Source organism: Vagococcus xieshaowenii (genome assembly GCF_004792515.1).
GTDB classification, from domain to species: Bacteria; Bacillota; Bacilli; order Lactobacillales; family Vagococcaceae; genus Vagococcus_A; species Vagococcus_A xieshaowenii.
The window spans coordinates 333,830-352,095 of the sequence record NZ_CP038865.1 but is presented as its reverse complement, the minus strand read 5'-3'; the positions used below and the strand labels follow the sequence as shown (position 1 = coordinate 352,095).

Genomic DNA, 18,266 nt, shown 5'->3' with positions numbered 1-18,266 from the left:
TACCCATACTACAAGTAAGGGAGCATGACACGAGTCTGTCACACTCCCTATTACTTATCTAATTTACTTAATCATAACAAGCTAGCAACATATGAAGTCTGTTTATTTTTTATCCTTAGGCTAGTTCTGAACCATTTGGAATAGATTTTGGTACTTCAATCATTTTCAACTTGCCATCGTATTCAGCTGATAAAATCATACCTTGACTAATTAGCCCACGAATTTTTCTTGGTTTCAAGTTAGCAACAATTGCTACTTTTTTCCCAACTAATTCACTTGGGTCAGGATAAAATTCCGCAACTCCTGATAAGATTTGGCGATGACCTTCATCACCCGCATCTAAACGGAATTGTAATAATTTATCGGCAACCTCTACTTTTTGGCAATCAATAATTTCAGCTACTTTTAACTCAACTTTTTCAAAATCTTCAAATTTAACAGCTTTTTCTTTTGAAGAAATTAACGTTGTGTCTTCAGGATTCCAGACAACTGAACTTGTAGGTGCTTTTTCATTCATTTTTTCTTGAATATAAGCAATTTCTTCTTCTGCATCTTGACGTGGGAAGATTGGTTTTCCTTTAATGATGACTTTACAGTCACTAGGAAATTCACCAAAACGGATACTTTCCATATTATATTCTTCGTGTTCAATTCCTAGTTGTTTAAATATTTTAGCAGGAGTTTGTGTCAACATTGGTTGTAATAATACCCCAACAATACGTAATGATTCAGCTAAATGAACCATGACACTATTTAACTCAGCGCGACGTTCTTCATCTTTGGCTAATACCCATGGCTCCGTTTCATCAATATATTTATTTGCACGAGAAACCAAACTCCAAATTTCTTGAAGTGCTACACTGACTTCCATATTTTCCATTGCTTTACGGTAGTTACCAATAACGTTAGCAGCTGTTGTAGATAAGCCACTGTCGAATTCCGTCACATGTGACGCATACTTAGGAACGAAACCATCACAATATTTATTAATCATCGCAACTGTTCGATTTAATAAGTTGCCTAAATCATTAGCTAAATCATAATTCACACGTGCCACAAAATCCTCCGGTGTGAAGACACTGTCATTTCCAAAGGGCATTGAGCGTAATAAATAATAGCGTAATGCATCAAGTCCATAACGTTCTACTAACATTTCAGGATAAACAACATTTCCTTTAGACTTAGACATCTTGCCTTCTTTCATTACGATCCAACCATGTGCATAAATTTTTTCAGGCAGTGGTAACTCTAATGCCATCAAAATAATCGGCCAATAAATGGTGTGGAAACGAACGATTTCTTTACCAATGACTTGAACACTGGCTGGCCAGAATTTTTGGAAATTAGCATCGTCTTCAGTTGAGTAACCTAAAGCGGATAGGTAATTCATCAACGCATCAATCCACACATAAACCACATGTTTAGGATTACTTGGCACTTCAATTCCCCATTTAAAGGTCGTACGCGTTAATGCTAAATCTTCTAATCCTGGGATAATAAAGTTGTTCAACATTTCCGTCTTACGAGACTCCGGTTGAATGAATTCTGGGTGCGATGAGTAATGTTCAATTAAACGATCAGCATATTTACCCATTCTAAAGAAATAACATTCTTCAGTTACAAGTTCTACTTCATGTCCACTCGGTGCTTTACCACCAATGACATTACCTTGTTCATCTTTATAAACTTCCATTAATTGTGTTTCAGTAAAATACTCTTCATCTGATACTGAATACCATCCTTGATATTCACCCAAATAAATGTCACCTTGCGCTAATAAGCGTTCAAATGTTCGTTGGACTACCTCTACGTGTTGTTTATCTGTTGTACGAATAAAATGATCATAATTAATTTCTAAATGTTTCCATAATTTTTTTACATCGACTGCCATGCTATCCACATATTCTTGTGGAGAAATGCCATTTTCTTCTGCTTTTTGTTCGATTTTTTGTCCGTGTTCATCCAAACCTGTTAAAAAGAACACTTCATGACCTGTTAAACGTTTATAGCGAGCCATTGCATCACAAAATAGCGTAGTATAAGAACTACCGATATGTAATCTGCCACTTGGATAATAAATTGGTGTTGTGATATAAAAAGGCTTTTTGTCCGCCATTGTGTACCCTCCTAAATAATCCCTAAGATAAAAGTTCAATTTTCCTCTTAGTATATCATATTTCGAACAAAACTTCCTTATTTTTTAGTAAACAACCCATTAAAACCTTTTGACATACTACCTAGGTAATACGTCAAAAGGTTCTTATATTATTGACCAAATGACTTCATTTTATTGTTGTAATACTGCGTTTTATTGATTCTCCTGTCACAAGTTTTACCTCAAGCAGATAATGTCCGGTTGCTTCATAGGTATAATGGATTACACCCGTTGAATACACTAATTCACCCGATTGCTTTTCTTCAGTATGCTCTAAATAAAAAGTTGCAAGATTGACTAAGGTCTCAATCCTTGAACGTTTAATACTGACTGAAATAAGTTCTTGTTGAACATCATAGCGATGAAAAATGAAGGTTAACGTCGTCACATACATAAAGGTTAAAACAATAGTAGATGCTAGGAGGCTCCCCTTATAATAAATATTTTTAGATTTCATTCTCTATTTCTCCCGATAGATTAAACGTTTGATAATGACTACGGACAGATCCATCTAAAAATGAGACGGTAATAAATAATTGTTGCTCGTTTACCTGGCTAACTTGCCATGAAGAAACATTTAATAATAAAGGCTCATGCCCTGAAAGACTAGTCGTTCGTCTAATCATATTTTGATAGTGTTCAACACAATAATGAGTCCCCGATGCATCATTGTACTCAATGGTTTGAGGAGTGATTGTATTAATTGTTCCTTCAGTAACAGCTCGTTCTAATTGACTCGTAAATGTTTGCCACTCCATCATGGCTTGATTAGAATGTTGCTCTTGATAAAAAGAGAGATAATGAATAAAAGGATGAAAAAAAGATAACACTATTGCCGTCACGAATAAACCGTACAAACCTTCAATTAATGTGAAGCCTTTAAATTTATTTTTTCTCAATCAAATTCACCGTTTCTATTACGTTGTTCTCTTGATGAATGCTCATCTCTGTTATTAGAACATCGTTACTTTTCACTTTTACCAAGTAAGACTGATGATTATCAATATACCGTTGTTTTTTTAGATCAGGAAGCAAACATTTATCACGCGATACTTCATACAAGTATCGTTCTTTTTTCCAACTATCATTAAGAGACGCTTCGGTTTTTTTTAATTGTGTTAATAACGGAAGGATCACCATGGTCAAGACGACTATTAGACCTAATGACACCAAACTTTCTAACAAAACAATACCTCTATAATACGTCGATTTTTTTAACAAGTTTGCCACTCCCTATTTGGACTGTATACGTTACTTTCACTTGATTCAATTGATCAATAAAATAAAATTTATTTGCTTGACTAACATTTCCACTCATTGATTTAAAAGAAATGGATACTTTTGAGGGACTTTCAATGGTGGCTGGTACTTGGATCAATTCTTCTATTTTTTTCTCACCAAATGAATAATACAGACAGGTAATACCTTCTTGAGCGTCAATATATAAATAAGTCCCTTTTGCATTTTGAACAGCTGATAGTTGGGTTCGATGATAACTGTTTTCCAAATCACTAAAAAATTGTTTATTCACCAACTGATGCTCCCATCGTCGGTAAGCTAAAATGGGTAACAACATAGTCATACTAACAATCAATATGACTAACAATGACTCCAATAACGTCATACCCTTATATTTGGTTGATTTTATGGGACCTCAATCCCCCAGCCTTCAGCTTGTTCTTTTTGTTTTTCGGTTATGTAACCTTTTGATACCAAGTTATCAAGCGTAACATCTCCTGTCTCATTCATTTGATAAAGCGTTACTTGTGAGGTTAAAACTGACTGAAGGGCAGATTTCCCTTCAGCATCTACTTTGTTCTTTTGTTTGCTTAAATTAGGGACAAACAATAAAATTAGCACAGAAATTATAAATAAAACGACCATCATTTCAATTAAAGTAAATGCTTGATATTTTTTCTTTTTCATGTGAACACCTCGATATTTTCATAGATTGGTAGTAGCAATGCGGCATAAACTGCAATAATCATCACTGCGACGAATAAAAAAATGGTTGGTTGTAAATAATTAGTTAGTTTTTCGATTTTATTTAAGAGCTCTTCCCAAAGTTTATTACTATACATCAGCAATTCTTCAGATAGTTTTCCTTTTCGCTCACCTTGTCTGACCATTAAGGAAAAACCTGGTAAAAAAATAGGGCAAGCAGCTAATACATCATACATTGCTTCTCCCTTTAGTGCCGATTTTTGAAAAGCACTGCCCATTTCTTGCATTAACAACGTATTTTCTTCGTTTTCCATAATACTAATAATACCTGTCAACTCAATACCATGAGCAAGTAATTTCCCCCATTCGTGGGCCATATAAGAAGTTAAATAAAGCTTGATTAATTTTCCTACTATCGGTAGACGCGTTAACAAGCTGTAATGAGCGATTGCCGTATGATTTCTTCGATGAGAAACTATCACTCCGTAACACAACAAACCTATCAGTAATAGTACAAGAAAAACATAAGGAAAATTATTAATGAGAGCCATTGCTAAGGTTTGATTTTCTTTTTCAACATTCATAGAAGGTAATAACACAAATTTCATTAGAAACAATATCCCTATCAAAAAGACTAATAACATAATGGGATAAACTAAGACTTTAATTAAATTTTTTCTTTGTTTCTGATAATCCGTTAGTTGATTAGCAATTCTAAAAAATGCCCCAGCCAAATCGCCATGATGTTCACTTAAATAAAGTTGTGCAATGTATTGCTTTTTCAACCCAATCAACGCCACTCCTTGTGTTATACTGCCCGATTCCATTACCTTCTCACTTGCTTGCTTAAATAATTCAGCATCTGATTCATAAATTAAGCACAAAAAAGACATACTTTCTTGAAAAGAAAAACCATTCTCTAACATGTCTGACATTAATTGTGTGACATTGACTTGTTGTTGAAGAGAGAGCTTATGATTATTTTTAAGTTTTAGTTTCAATTGGACCTCTCTCCTTCCCATTTATCCCAGAATCTTTTAGTCATATGTAATGTTTCGATATGAACTGCTTGATGGTGAGTGGCTACCTGTTCATTACCTTCAAACACTCTCATATCCAAATAAGCAACCATCTGTAAAACTTGCTTTAACTCATGAATAGAAACACCCAGTTCAACCAGACGTGAAATAACATTTAATGCGTCCATCGCATGTACTGTTGTTAACACCGTATGACCCGTTAACGCTGCCCGAACCACAGCATGCGCTGTTTCGCTATCTCGTATTTCACCAATGACTAAAACATCTGGCCGATGTCGCAAACACAGTTGAATGAGACGTTGATAACTAAGATCAATTTTTTCGTTCACTTGTAACTGCAAAAAATTCGACATAGAAAATTCTACAGGATCTTCAATTGTAATAATTTGTTCACCTTTTTTGGCACAATGATTGGCTAATCGATACATCATGGTTGTTTTACCCGAACCTGTCGCACCAGAAAAAATAAATAAACCTTTTTGAGTCAAGCTGTCCTGTATTTGAATATAGGATGAGGTGTTTATCAAATTAAAACTATCCTGGTTTTCTATATTTCCTATAAACCTAATAACTAACGTTTCACGATTTTGATAGTCTGCTACAGAAGACAAGCGGATGGCAAGTTCTTTGTTATCTTTGAGTTCAACGATTGCTGAACCTAGTTGAATCTTGCGCTTTTCTCCGACATCCATATTTCCTAGATATTTCAAAAATAATATAAACTTTTCTCCTTCACCTAAAGGCAGTTGCTTGATAATTTTCTTTTTATTTTGATATCTTAGCGTACATTCATAACTTTCTTCTGTCGGAAAAATATATAAATCACTTGCATGATGGGCCAATGCTTGATCAAATAACTCTCTCATCAACTGCTTCACATCTGAACCTCCCTTCATTTAATAAATATGCAAACAAAAGAAAAAAGCATGTGAAAAATAAATTTTCACATGCTTTTTTGATTATTTCTTTTGGCGAATTGCTAATATAAGAAGACAAATAACCACACCTGTTAACGCTCCGACACTATCCAACATAATATCTTCAACCAACGGTGTTCGTCCTCCGGTTACCATTTGATGAAACTCATCCAACCCAGCATAACCTGTTGCGGATAACCAACTAACCACGCTTGCTAGTAAGACGCTCTTTAGTTGCTTGTTTAATATTAACAACCAACTGATACCCAACGCAAAATAGGTGACAAAATGTGCTCCTTTACGGATAAAAAATTCTATAAAGCTTGCATACCCTTTTGCCGCAATACTAATATCACTTCCTGCATAAACAAACTTCACTTTTGTTAATGACTCTTTAAACGGTTCATTTTTCAACAATTTTGACAACAAACCCACTTGTGATTGTTGTTCATAAGTCTGAGAGGAACTAAAAAATAATACTGCCATAATAATAACGGCTAGTAGTAAATAAAGATAGCCTGACTTCTTTAAGTCTTTCAAAAAAACACCTCACTTTTTTTCTTTATCATCATACCATATCTCATAAATTTTATTGATAAAAAAGTTTAGCCATTTCATTTATCAAATACGCTTTCTTGCTTTATAATTATGTTAATATGAAAGGAGTGTTAGAATGACATATGCAATCAATTGGGATTTAGACTCAATTTTCCCTGGAGGTTCATCATCACCACAGTTACAAGCACGTTTAGATAAGTTAGAAACAGAAATTCAGTCATTTACTGAATTAGTTGAAGGATGGGATATTCATCAAGATTCGCCCACATTCAACGAACTAACAACAGTCATTACAGCAATAGATACAATCAGCAATGGGTTTTCCCAAACAGGAAGCTTTATTAATGCGATTCAATCTGCTGATGTTCATGATAAAAAAGCTGGCACACTTTTTGGTAGCTTACAACAATTAAGCGCTACTTTCCAGAACGCTTACAATACCTTTATGGAAAAAATTTCAAGCTTAACAGACGAAGAATGGCAGTATTTAGAAAAAAGTTCTTTAGCTAAGCAACAAGGTGTTTTGTTTAATTTAAGCGAAGTTCGCGAAAAAGGAAAAAAATTACTCTCTAAACCAGAAGAAAAGATTATTAATCAATTATCCATTGATGGTTTTAACGCTTGGAGTTCTCACTACGATACAATCGTTGCTAGCCTAACCATTGATTATAACGGTGACACGTTATCTGCTGGACAAGCATTCAATCGTATGATGGGTGATAGCGATCCTATTGTTCGTGCGGAGCTATTTGAAATATGGGAAAAAACATGGGCAGAAAAAGCACCACTTTTTGCCGATACGTTGAATCATTTACAAGGATTTCGTTTAGCTAATTATGAATTACATAACACAACTGACTTCTTAGAAACACCATTAAAATATAATCGCATGCAAAAAGAAACACTAAACATGATGTGGCAAGTGATTACCGAAAACAAACAACTTTTCATTGACTTCTTAACACGAAAAGCACAGTTATTTGGGAAAGAAAAAATGGAATGGCAAGACCAAGATGCCCCAATCGTTCTTGGCGACTTAGAAGAAACACGTTATACCTTTGATGAAGCAGCAAACTTTATTATTGAAAACTTTGCTAAATTCAGTCCTAAAATGGCCGATTTCGCTCAAGATGCGTTTGAAAAGAGTTGGATTGAAGCAGAAGATCGCCTTGGCAAACGTCCTGGTGGTTATTGTACAGCCTTAGCTGAAAGCCAAGAATCACGTATTTTCATGACATATGGCGGTTCAATCAACGAGGTGGCAACCTTAGCCCATGAATTAGGGCATGCTTATCATAGTCACGTAATGTGGGATTTACCAGGCATGAGCCAAGACTACACAATGAACGTAGCCGAAACAGCTAGTACCTTTGCTGAATTAATCGTAGCTGACGCTACCTTAAAGCAAGCACAATCTGATTTAGAAAAAATCAATTTATTAGATGTAAAAATGCAAAATGCCATTGCGATGTTTATGAATATCCATGCGCGTTTTATTTTTGAAAACAACTTCCATGAAGCACGTCAATCACACGTGTTATCTGATGAAGAAATTACGCAATTAATGTTGGATGCGCAAAAAGAATCTTACCAAGACTCATTAGCATCTTATCACCCACATTTCTGGGCAAGCAAATTGCATTTCTACATTGATGATGTACCGTTTTATAATTTCCCTTATACATTCGGTTACTTATTTAGCCTAGGTATCTATGCATATGCACAACAAGCGGAAGGAAACTTTGAAGAAGATTACATCTCTCTATTACGTGATACTGCTTCAATGACTACTGAAAACTTAGCGCAAAAACACTTAAATGTTGATTTAACCAAACCAGACTTCTGGCAAAATGGTATTAATATCTTGAAAGCTGATATTGAAGAATTTATGAGCTTATCGGAGCAATACATCTAATTAACTCATGAATAAAAGGTGTGCCTTAATCAAGGCACACCTTTTATTAGTTATTATAACTCTTCCCCATTAGTAGCAATGACGTTTTGATACCAGTAGTAGCTATCTTTTTTATAACGTGTTAAGCTTCCGTTTTGTGTTTCATCTTGATCGACATACACGAAACCATAACGTTTTTGGTAACCATTCAACCAACTTAATAAGTCAGTATAAGACCATGTGCAGTAACCTAAGACCGTTACACCATCTGTTATCGCTTCTTGAATGGCTTTGACATGACTACTTAAGTAATTAATACGGTAATCATCATGAATTTCATTCGTTTCAGTTATTTTATCGTACTCTCCTAAACCATTTTCAGTAATTAAAATAGGCATGCGGTAACGACTTGTCATACGACGTAAAGCGATACGTAACCCTTGTGGATCAATTTCCCAATCCCAGTTCGTACGATCAATAAACGGATTCGCAACTTTTTTAGATACTCCTGGCATCCCTGTTTCTTCACTAGAACCTTTTTTACCACTTGTATTCATTTTACCCATACCGACACCATTCAATGGATTAAAGACGTGTGTGGCAGTCTGATAATAATTAACCCCAAGAAAATCCGGCTTACCTTCTTTGAGTAGCGCCATGTCTCCTGGTTCAATTGTCGGTGCAACGCCTTGTTCTTTTAAGTAATTCATAGCAAAAATTGGATACTCTCCCCATGCGTAAACATCTAACCAAAAATTAGCCATAATATCTTCGGTATCTTCAGCTGCTAATACGTTCAATGGATTGCTATCAAATGAATAATTTGGTGTGTAAGCAAAACTTGGACCAATTTGTCCTGGCATATCCATTTCATGGAATTTTTTAATAACAGATGCATTCGCTAAATTAGCAATGTGATTAGCTTCATACATACGTTTTGGATCTACTACTGCTGGTGGATGAACAGCCATCAAGTAACCAAGTTGAATAAATATATTTTGCTCGTTCAAACTAATCCAATACTTCACTTTACCACGGAATGTTTCAAATAAAACCGTCGCGTAATTCACGAAATCATCAATGACTTGACGAGATTCCCATCCCATATATTCATCTTGTAACGCTTGAGGTAAATCCCAATGATAAAGTGTTACAAGTGGTTCAATCCCATTAGCAATTAATTCATCTACTAAATTAATGTAAAAATCTAAACCAGCTTGATTTATTTCCCCGCGTCCATTTGGAAAAATACGTGTCCAAGCAATTGAAAAACGATACGCTTTTAAGCCTTGTTCTTTCATTAACGCAATGTCTTCTTTATAACGGTGGTAATGATCAACTGCTAATTCACCATTTGTTCCTTTGAACGTTTTTCCAGGAATTTTAACGAATTCATCCCATACTGATGGTCCTTTACCATCTTCATTCCATGCACCCTCTACTTGATAAGCCGCTGAAGCTGATCCCCACAAAAAATCTTTCGGAAACGCTTTTAATTGTTTGTATTCCATTTTTCTCCTCCTAGAATCATAAACTTGATACATATAGTCTATACTTTTATTTTTAAATGCGCAATCATTTTATACTAAAATTTAAAACGATTACATTTTCTAACACCAATGATCTATTTAATGAACTAAGACGATCGTACTTACAGTCATATACACATATTAAACCTATGAAAAAACTGCTTCAAAAGATGTTGAACATCTTTTGAAGCAGTTTTAATTTATTTCTTTAATTTAGTCAAACTAAGATAAAATTAAGCTTTATCTTTTGAACCGAACCATTCGATACGTTCTTTAACTAAGTTAACAACAGCTTCAGTACCAGGAGCTAATAATTTACGAGGGTCAAAACCTTTACCTTCTAAATCTTTACCTTCTTCGATGTATTTACGTGTTGCAGCTGCAAATACTTCTTGACATTCAGTGTTAACGTTGATTTTTGAAACGCCTAAAGAGATAGCTTTTTGTACTTGTTCTAAAGGAATACCTGAACCACCATGTAATACTAATGGTAAGTGTCCACCAGTGATTTCAGCGATTTCAGCTAATGTTTCAAATGATAAACCAGTCCAGTTTTCTGGGTATGAACCATGAATGTTACCAATACCAGCTGCTAAGAAGTCAATTCCTGTATCAGCCATAGCTTTACATTCTTTAGGATCAGCTAATTCACCAGAACCAATGATTCCGTCTTCTTCTCCACCGATTGATCCAACTTCACACTCAACTGAAACACCTTTAGCGTGAGCTTTAGCTACTACATCTTTAGCTTGTTCGATGTTTTTGTCGAAGTCTAAGTGAGAACCATCATACATTACTGAAGTGTATCCAACTTCGATACATTTTAATGCATCTTCGTATTCACCATGGTCTAAATGCAATGCAACAGGAACAGTGATTCCCATTGATTCAATTAAATCTTCTACTAAGTGTACACATACTTGGTAACCACCCATGTATTTAGCTGCACCCATAGATGTTTGGATCATAACTGGTGCGTTAGATTCTTGAGCACCTTGTAAGATTGCTTTAGTCCACTCTAAGTTGTTTGTGTTGAAAGCTCCTACTGCGTATTTACCTTCACGTGCTTTTTTCAACATTTCTGCTGCTGATACTAATGCCATTTGTAAATTCCTCCTAAATGGAAATTGATTTGGTTAAGCTTTTCACACTTAACTGACTCTTTCATTTTATCAGAAAATTACAGTAAATACTACCAATAAATAAGAAACCTTCCATGGTAAATTTTTTCTAGTTTCTTAAAAAAAAAAAATATCAGCCGATAGTAATACTACTGGCTGATATTTTCAAATTATTCTTGTTCAGAATTTTTCTTTTTCTTTGCTGCACGTTCACGCTCACCTTTGTCTAACAATTGTTTACGTAGACGAACGCTTTCTGGTGTTACTTCACAATATTCATCATCATTTAAGAATTGTAATGATTCTTCTAATGTTAAAATTTTTGGTTTTTTGATAACTGATGTTTGGTCTTTATTAGCTGAACGAACGTTAGTCATTTGTTTAGCGCGTGTAATATTAACAGTTAAGTCATTTTCACGACTGTTTTCACCAACAATCATACCACCGTATACTTCAGTAGTTGGTTCAACAAAGACAGTTCCACGTTCTTCGATACTCATAATTGAGTAGGTAGTTGCTTTACCTGTATCAATAGATACTAAAGCACCATTACGACGGCCACCTAATTGTGTTTGGATCTTAGGTAAGTATTGATCGAATGTGTGGTTCATGATTCCATAGCCACGTGTCATTGACATGAATTCAGTTGAATAACCGATTAAACCACGAGCAGGCACTAAGAAGATTAATCTTACTTGACCATTTCCTGAGTTAATCATGTCTAGCATTTCACCTTTACGTTGACCTAATGATTCAATTACACCACCCATATATTCTTCAGGTGTGTCAATTTGTACACGTTCGAATGGTTCGCATAAAATACCATCCACTTCTTTTTCGATAACTTTTGGACGTGATACTTGTAACTCATATCCTTCACGACGCATGTTTTCTATTAAGATAGATAAATGTAATTCCCCACGTCCTGAAACAATCCAAGCATCCGGTGAATCAGTATTTTCAACACGTAAAGATACGTCTGTTTGTAATTCACTCATTAAACGCTCTTCAATTTTTCTTGATGTGACAAATTTACCTTCACGACCAGCAAATGGTGAATTATTTACTAAAAATGTCATTTGTAATGTTGGTTCATCAATATGTAAGATTGGTAATGCATCTTGATGATCAACTGGTGTAACAGTTTCACCAACGAAGATATCTTCCATACCTGAAACGGCAATTAAATCACCAGCTTTTGCTTCTTGGATTTCAACACGATCTAATCCTAAGAAACCAAAGATTTTTGTGACACGGAAATTTTTAGCAGAACCATCAAGTTTCATTAATGATACTTGATCTCCTACTTTGATTGTTCCACGGAACACACGACCAATACCGATACGTCCAACATAATCACTGTAGTCTAACAATGATACTTGGAACTGTAATGGCTCTTCGCTATTATCAACTGGTGCTGGGATATGTTCAATAATTTGATCATAAATTGGGTTCATTGTATGTTCTTGATCTGCTGGATCATCAGATAAACTAGATGTTCCGTTGATAGCTGAAGCATAAACAACTGGGAAATCTAATTGATCGTCATCTGCTCCTAATTCGATAAATAATTCTAACACTTCATCCACAACTTCTTCTGGACGTGCTGATGGCTTGTCAATTTTGTTTACTACCACGATTGGTGTAATACGTTGTTCTAAAGCTTTTTTCAATACGAAACGTGTTTGAGGCATTGTACCTTCGTAAGCATCTACGACTAAGACAACTCCGTCAACCATTTTCATAATACGTTCTACTTCTCCACCGAAGTCCGAGTGACCAGGTGTGTCCATAATGTTAATACGTGTTCCGTTGTATTGAATAGCTGTGTTTTTTGCTAAAATAGTGATACCACGCTCACGCTCGATATCGTTTGAGTCCATTGCTCTTTCTTGCAATTCTTTACGCTCGTCTAATGTGTGTGACTGACGTAATAACTCGTCTACTAATGTTGTTTTACCATGGTCAACGTGGGCGATGATCGCTACGTTTCTAATATCTTCTCTTAATTTCACTTGATTGCTCCTTACTTTTTAAGGTCTTTCTTTCACGACTAATTTACTCGACTTTCTATTATAACAAGAAAGAGGCTTCCATTACAATAAAAAACTTTCAGAAAATTACAGTTCTTTAATTTTCCTGATTTCTTGATAGGTAGCAGGTGTGGCAAAAACGACCACTTGACGTTTAGTTAATGTTAATTGTTCTTCATCTATAGCCGCAACGACAATTCCAACACTTTCGGCCAAAATACGTCCTGCCGCATAATCCCATGGCTGTAAATAAGACATATATGCGACCTGTTTGCCTAAAACAACTTCCTTAATAGCAATACCAGCACACCCTACCATTCTGATCCCAAGTGATTGTTTAATAATCTGTTGCGCGTTATAACGGTTGTTTATCACCATACCTGAATTAATATTAATAAGCCCATCTCTTAACGGTTGATCGACCACCATTGATACTCGCTTATCATTTAAGTATACGCCAACTTTAGGTCCACCCCATAGCATCTCATCACGCATCAACTCATAGATAAAACCTAATGAATCCCCCTGCTCTTGCTCAATGGCAATCATCAAGCAAAAGTAGTCTTTTTGTTTATAAAAATTTAACGTTCCATCAATAGGATCTATCAACCACGTTCTTTGTGTGTCGTTGTCATGATTTCTACTTGCGCCTTCTTCTCCTATAATACGATCTTCTGGAAACTGTTCGATAATTTTACTGACAAAAAATTGTTCGATTTCTTTATCCACATTCGTAACGATATCTTTGCGACTAGATTTCTCATCGGCCTTGAGTGGCGCGTTTAATGCTTCTAAAACCATCTCACCTGCTTCATATAACCAACTTTTCACCACATCACTTAACCTATTTATCTCCATTGGGTGACTCCTTACATTTTGACTTTCCCTTTGTCAGTAGCTCTGGCTTTTTGCATCACACGGTATAGGGAATAACCCGATAGTTCTTCATACTCTTTCCCTAAAGAGCGTTCTTCACCAATACTTTTCACAACTGATTTGAACTGTTCATAGACTGACATAAGGCGTTCTTTTTCGACCCCTTTCTCATAAACTTCTTCTATTAATGCCCACATTTCTATGACTTTAGTTATTTCATCATGTGTCCAATCCATATCCATTGGGTAACTATAATTTTCTGCCATTTTTCCACCTTTTCATTGTTCTTTTCTAACGTACTACCCTCATTATATTCACTTTTTCACTTAAAAGAAACAAAAACGAAGAGAATAATGGAGGCAAAACCATTTTCTCTTCGTTTTACTATTCTTTTTTATCTAAATGATCTGGAAAGATTAACATAAACGTTGTTCCTTCGCCTTTTTGACTCTTAACTTCAACTGTCCCATCATGTAAGCGAATCAACTGTTGTACGATTGCTAATCCTAATCCTGATTCGCCATATTTAGTATGTTTTCTTGAAGGATCTACTTTGTAATAACGTTCCCAAATATTACGAACCTCTTCATCTGTCATACCAATACCTGTATCTTGAATTTCAATCATTGTCTGACTATTTTTACGAACTGCTTTTATCGTAATCTGACCGTTTTGAGTAAATTGAATAGCATTCTGTGTAATGTTAAAAATAATTTGAATAAAACGATCATAATCAGCATCAATAGGAATAATTTCATCAGACTCTAAGTAGATAGTATTGCCAAACTCGGACGCCTTTTGAGATAATTGCGTCATAATTCCGTTTAATACTTCTGCTGCGTTAAATCGTGAAAAAGCCATCTGAATCTGATTAGTTCTTATTTTTTCAAAATCTAAATTTTCATTTACTAAGCGAATTAAACGATTGGTTTCTTTACGCAACAATTCGACCGTTTTCTCTTTTTGACTTTCCGGAATCATATTGTGTGAAACCCCTTCAAGAAGACCATTAATCGTCGTAAGTGGTGTTCTCATCTCATGCGCAGCATCTGCCATAAATCGACGTCGCTGTTCTTCCTGATGCTCAATTTCTAAATTAGATTCATGTAATTTTTTAGCCATTTTATTAAAAGAAATGGCTAGTTCATCTAACTCATCAAATTTCTTATGGAAAGTGACATCAATTTGAACATCTAATTCACCGTTAGCAATTTTTTTTGTACCATTTTTAATACGATTAATACGATTCACTTGATATTGTGAAAATATAAAACTAAAAACAATGGCTAATAAACTAGATAGCAAGAAGGCCATTAATAAATTTTTCGTCAAGGCATTGATATTAGCATCAATTAAACTGACTGAATGATACATCACTAAGGCCCCTGCAAAAGAGTTGTCGATTTCTTCTGTAAAAATCGGTTGTACAATCACTGCAAAATCTTTTTCTTGCTCGTGTATACGATATTTTTTACTAAAAGATATTGCTTGTCCATTTTTTAATTCACTCAACTCTTCTTCAGTTAAAGAATGTGCCAAAATTTCAGCATTTTCAATTTTTTCAGGATAAACAACTTCTTTATTTTGATTAAATAAAATAATGCCCACCTTTTGATTTTTTAAAAAATCATCAGCATCTTTAATATTATCAATTAATTTTCCATCACGATTTTTCGTTAAGGTTACCACACTTCTGGCATAAGAAAACATCTGATCATAATAGTTTTCAACCAGTGTTTGACGTGTTAGTGATTTAAATGATATACCTACCACTATCATTACGGTTAAAATAACAATAAAAAAGCCTAACATCTGTTGTAGTAAATATTTCATTCACCAGGTACTCCGCTATCGTCAAACTTATAACCAATACCCCAGACGGTTTGAATCACCTTTGGACCAAACACTTCGATCTTTTGACGTAATTTTTTAATATGAGCATCCACTGTTCGTTCATCGCCATAAAATTGATAATCCCACACCAGCTCTAATAACTGTTCTCTTGAAAAGACTTGTCTTGGTTTTCCAGCAAGTGTTAATAATAAATCAAATTCTTTTGGTGTTAGCCCTTCGATAAGTTGCCCATCAAAACGAGCCTCTCGTGTATTAACATCCATTTTGAAGTGGGGAGTCACAACATCGTATCTTTTTTTCTCTTTAACTGCTTTTTCTTCCACAGGTGAATCACTACGTTCTGCACGACGATAGAGCGCTTTAATACGAGCAATTAAGGTCAATGGACTAAATGGTTTCGTGACATAGTCATCCGCGCCTAATTCTAAACCAATGACTTGATCACTTTCAGTATCTCTAGCAGACAAAATAATAATTGGCACATTTGCTGATACTTTTCTAATCTCCTGACAAACGGTTATCCCATCAAGCGTAGGTAAATTTAAATCTAATGTTACCATATCCCAATTATTAGGCTCTTCCAAAAAAGCATCTAATCCTTCTTGACCATCAAATTTGAACGTTGCTTCCCAATTTTCATTCATAAAAAATATTTTCATCATTTCTGATACAGATTCATTATCTTCAATCATTAAAATCTTCATTAGCTCCCACTTCCCTCCATTTTTCACTTTTTATATTATACTATAAAATCACAATGAAATTATCACTTTTATTTAGTCTCTATAGCTAAATTAATCATAACACATTTTATTATGCTCAGTTTATGAATTTTGTTATGATAGTAGTAACACCTAATGGTTACTAGAAAGGATGAATTAGTAGATGATACCAGTAAAAGCACTCGTTTTTTTCGATTTAGACGGTACATTATTGAATGATCAATCACAATTAACCGATGAAGTAATTGAAGCACTCCATCGTATGCCCGATAACGGGGTCATACCGTTCATTGCCACCGGTCGAACAAATACTGAAATCCAAGAGATTTTAGAAAAAACTGGCATCGATTCATTTATTACTATGAATGGGCAATATGCCTCTTTTAAAGGAAAAGAAATACTTAATCACAAAATTCCTAATCGATACGTAAAAGAACTAGAAGAAAAAGCAAAAGAACTGCAACATCAAGTAGCCTTTTACAAGCATTCAGGTATTATTTTATCCGAAAACTCTGACATGGCTAACCATCATTATGAACATTTATCTCAACCCGTTCCACCAATTAGCACACCAACGTACACAGAAGATAGCTACAATATGTTACTTATTCTCGGACAAGGGTATGACGATGTCTATCAAGAAGCATTCCCTGATTTAACATTTTATCGTAACACACCTTATTCTATCGATGTTGTTTCTGAAGGACACTGCAAAGGAACTGGTGTAGAAGAAATATTGAGACATCTTAATGATAATGTCACCACCTTTGCATTTGGTGATGGGCCTAATGATTTGGAACTTCTTCGTGCCTGTGATTATAAAATCGCCATGGGTAATGCCGTTGAAGATTTAAAAAGACAAGCTGATTACATTACAGGCGATCACAATGAACATGGTATTATCGAAGCGCTTAACTACTACAACTTGATTTAAACATAACGTTGTCTTTTACAAGATAGCTTTTTATGCTATAATTAAGAGCAACGTTAAATACGGGGGCGTTATGGATTCGACAGGCATAGTTTGAGCTTGAGTAGCGTTCTGTAGGTTACGTCTACAATAAAACGTTACAGTTAAATATAACTGCAAAAAACAATAACAATACTTTCGCTTTAGCAGCTTAATAACCTGTTAGCGAAGATCCTCCTGGCATCGCCCATGTGCTCAGATCAGGGTCTCAAATTTAGTGGGATACATTAACCCTTTCCGTCTGTAAGTGTTAAAAGAGATCATCAGACTAGCAAGATAAGACGCCTGTCATGTGGCAGTTTATCAAGCGAAACTTCAATAGCATGACTACGAACGTAGAAGCTTTTGTGGCAATATGTTTGGACGCGGGTTCGACTCCCGCCGCCTCCATTTTTCGAATTCAGGAAGTATCAAAAACTGTTAAATCGTTGACGTATCAAGCGTTGACGATTTTTTATTTATATGTTTTGAAAACCACCCGCATAGCAGGTGGTTTTCAAAACATATAAATTAATAAAACAGAAATCGAAATTTTCGATTCCTGTCATAAAATATTTTTTGTTTTTTCTACTGTCCACTTGACGGGGAGCACTTCACATCCTCTTCGTCTTTTCAGTTTGTACTGAAATCAATATATTATTGAAAATTCCTGC

Annotated in this window: 18 protein-coding genes and 1 other RNA gene; 3 read left to right on the top strand and 16 right to left on the bottom strand. The window is 35.0% G+C overall.

From position 1 onward, the window contains the following. Positions 1-115 precede the first annotated feature (115 nt). The 9 genes from metG to E4Z98_RS01730 form a co-directional block, all read right to left on the bottom strand. On the bottom strand, positions 116-2,116 hold the full coding sequence (gene metG, locus E4Z98_RS01770; protein ID WP_135254954.1) for a methionine--tRNA ligase: 2,001 nt from the start codon (positions 2,114-2,116) through the stop codon (positions 116-118). A 166-nt stretch (positions 2,117-2,282) separates the two neighbouring features. After that, on the bottom strand, positions 2,283-2,612 hold the full coding sequence (locus tag E4Z98_RS01765; RefSeq protein ID WP_135254953.1) for a hypothetical protein: 330 nt from the start codon (positions 2,610-2,612) through the stop codon (positions 2,283-2,285). Then, positions 2,602-3,054, bottom strand: a complete 453-nt coding sequence (gene comGF / locus E4Z98_RS01760) for a competence type IV pilus minor pilin ComGF (RefSeq protein ID WP_135254952.1) — start codon at positions 3,052-3,054, stop codon at positions 2,602-2,604. Before comGF ends, E4Z98_RS01765 begins: the two co-directional genes overlap by 11 nt. Then, positions 3,041-3,376, bottom strand: coding sequence for a hypothetical protein (locus tag E4Z98_RS01755; RefSeq protein ID WP_135254951.1), 336 nt, complete (start codon positions 3,374-3,376; stop codon positions 3,041-3,043). Before E4Z98_RS01755 ends, comGF begins: the two co-directional genes overlap by 14 nt. Next, on the bottom strand, positions 3,351-3,731 hold the full coding sequence (locus E4Z98_RS01750; protein WP_280953123.1) for a hypothetical protein: 381 nt from the start codon (positions 3,729-3,731) through the stop codon (positions 3,351-3,353). The genes E4Z98_RS01755 and E4Z98_RS01750 overlap by 26 nt, the downstream gene beginning before the upstream one ends. A 68-nt stretch (positions 3,732-3,799) precedes the next feature. Further along, the gene (gene comGC, locus E4Z98_RS01745) at positions 3,800-4,081 is read right to left on the bottom strand and encodes a competence type IV pilus major pilin ComGC (protein ID WP_135254949.1); all 282 of its coding nucleotides are present in this window, start codon (positions 4,079-4,081) and stop codon (positions 3,800-3,802) included. Beyond that, complete coding sequence (gene comGB, locus E4Z98_RS01740) at positions 4,078-5,100, bottom strand: competence type IV pilus assembly protein ComGB (RefSeq protein WP_167790950.1); 1,023 nt, start codon at positions 5,098-5,100, stop codon at positions 4,078-4,080. Before comGB ends, comGC begins: the two co-directional genes overlap by 4 nt. Beyond that, complete coding sequence (gene comGA / locus E4Z98_RS01735) at positions 5,097-6,017, bottom strand: competence type IV pilus ATPase ComGA (RefSeq protein WP_167790949.1); 921 nt, start codon at positions 6,015-6,017, stop codon at positions 5,097-5,099. The genes comGB and comGA overlap by 4 nt, the downstream gene beginning before the upstream one ends. An 81-nt stretch (positions 6,018-6,098) precedes the next feature. Further along, positions 6,099-6,596, bottom strand: a complete 498-nt coding sequence (locus tag E4Z98_RS01730; protein ID WP_135254946.1) for a VanZ family protein — start codon at positions 6,594-6,596, stop codon at positions 6,099-6,101. 133 nt (positions 6,597-6,729) lie between these two features. Here E4Z98_RS01730 and E4Z98_RS01725 point away from each other — a divergent pair, with 133 nt between their 5' ends. Beyond that, on the top strand, positions 6,730-8,529 hold the full coding sequence (locus E4Z98_RS01725; RefSeq protein WP_135254945.1) for a M3 family oligoendopeptidase: 1,800 nt from the start codon (positions 6,730-6,732) through the stop codon (positions 8,527-8,529). A gap of 53 nt (positions 8,530-8,582) precedes the next feature. Here the strand turns inward: E4Z98_RS01725 and E4Z98_RS01720 are convergent, their stop codons facing one another. The 7 genes from E4Z98_RS01720 to E4Z98_RS01690 form a co-directional block, all read right to left on the bottom strand. Next, positions 8,583-10,019 (bottom strand): glycoside hydrolase family 1 protein, encoded by a 1,437-nt coding sequence (locus tag E4Z98_RS01720; RefSeq protein ID WP_135254944.1) that lies wholly within the window; start codon positions 10,017-10,019, stop codon positions 8,583-8,585. 251 nt (positions 10,020-10,270) lie between these two features. Then, a complete protein-coding gene (locus E4Z98_RS01715; protein ID WP_135254943.1) occupies positions 10,271-11,140 on the bottom strand; it encodes a class II fructose-bisphosphate aldolase in 870 nt (289 codons plus the stop codon). A 188-nt stretch (positions 11,141-11,328) separates the two neighbouring features. Beyond that, positions 11,329-13,173, bottom strand: coding sequence for a translational GTPase TypA (typA, locus tag E4Z98_RS01710; RefSeq protein ID WP_135254942.1), 1,845 nt, complete (start codon positions 13,171-13,173; stop codon positions 11,329-11,331). 105 nt (positions 13,174-13,278) lie between these two features. Further along, positions 13,279-14,049, bottom strand: a complete 771-nt coding sequence (locus tag E4Z98_RS01705) for an inositol monophosphatase family protein (protein WP_135254941.1) — start codon at positions 14,047-14,049, stop codon at positions 13,279-13,281. 11 nt (positions 14,050-14,060) lie between these two features. Next, a complete protein-coding gene (locus E4Z98_RS01700; protein ID WP_135254940.1) occupies positions 14,061-14,333 on the bottom strand; it encodes a UPF0223 family protein in 273 nt (90 codons plus the stop codon). 118 nt (positions 14,334-14,451) lie between these two features. Further along, entirely contained in the window at positions 14,452-15,900 is a 1,449-nt protein-coding gene (locus tag E4Z98_RS01695) for a sensor histidine kinase (protein ID WP_135254939.1), read from the bottom strand. Further along, entirely contained in the window at positions 15,897-16,625 is a 729-nt protein-coding gene (locus E4Z98_RS01690; RefSeq protein ID WP_135254938.1) for a response regulator transcription factor, read from the bottom strand. The genes E4Z98_RS01695 and E4Z98_RS01690 overlap by 4 nt, the downstream gene beginning before the upstream one ends. Before the next feature lie 181 nt (positions 16,626-16,806). Here E4Z98_RS01690 and E4Z98_RS01685 point away from each other — a divergent pair, with 181 nt between their 5' ends. Both E4Z98_RS01685 and ssrA read left to right on the top strand, forming a co-directional pair. After that, positions 16,807-17,577, top strand: a complete 771-nt coding sequence (locus E4Z98_RS01685) for a Cof-type HAD-IIB family hydrolase (RefSeq protein WP_135254937.1) — start codon at positions 16,807-16,809, stop codon at positions 17,575-17,577. Between the two features lie 61 nt (positions 17,578-17,638). Further along, positions 17,639-18,006: a transfer-messenger RNA gene (gene ssrA / locus E4Z98_RS01680) on the top strand. Positions 18,007-18,266 lie beyond the last annotated feature (260 nt).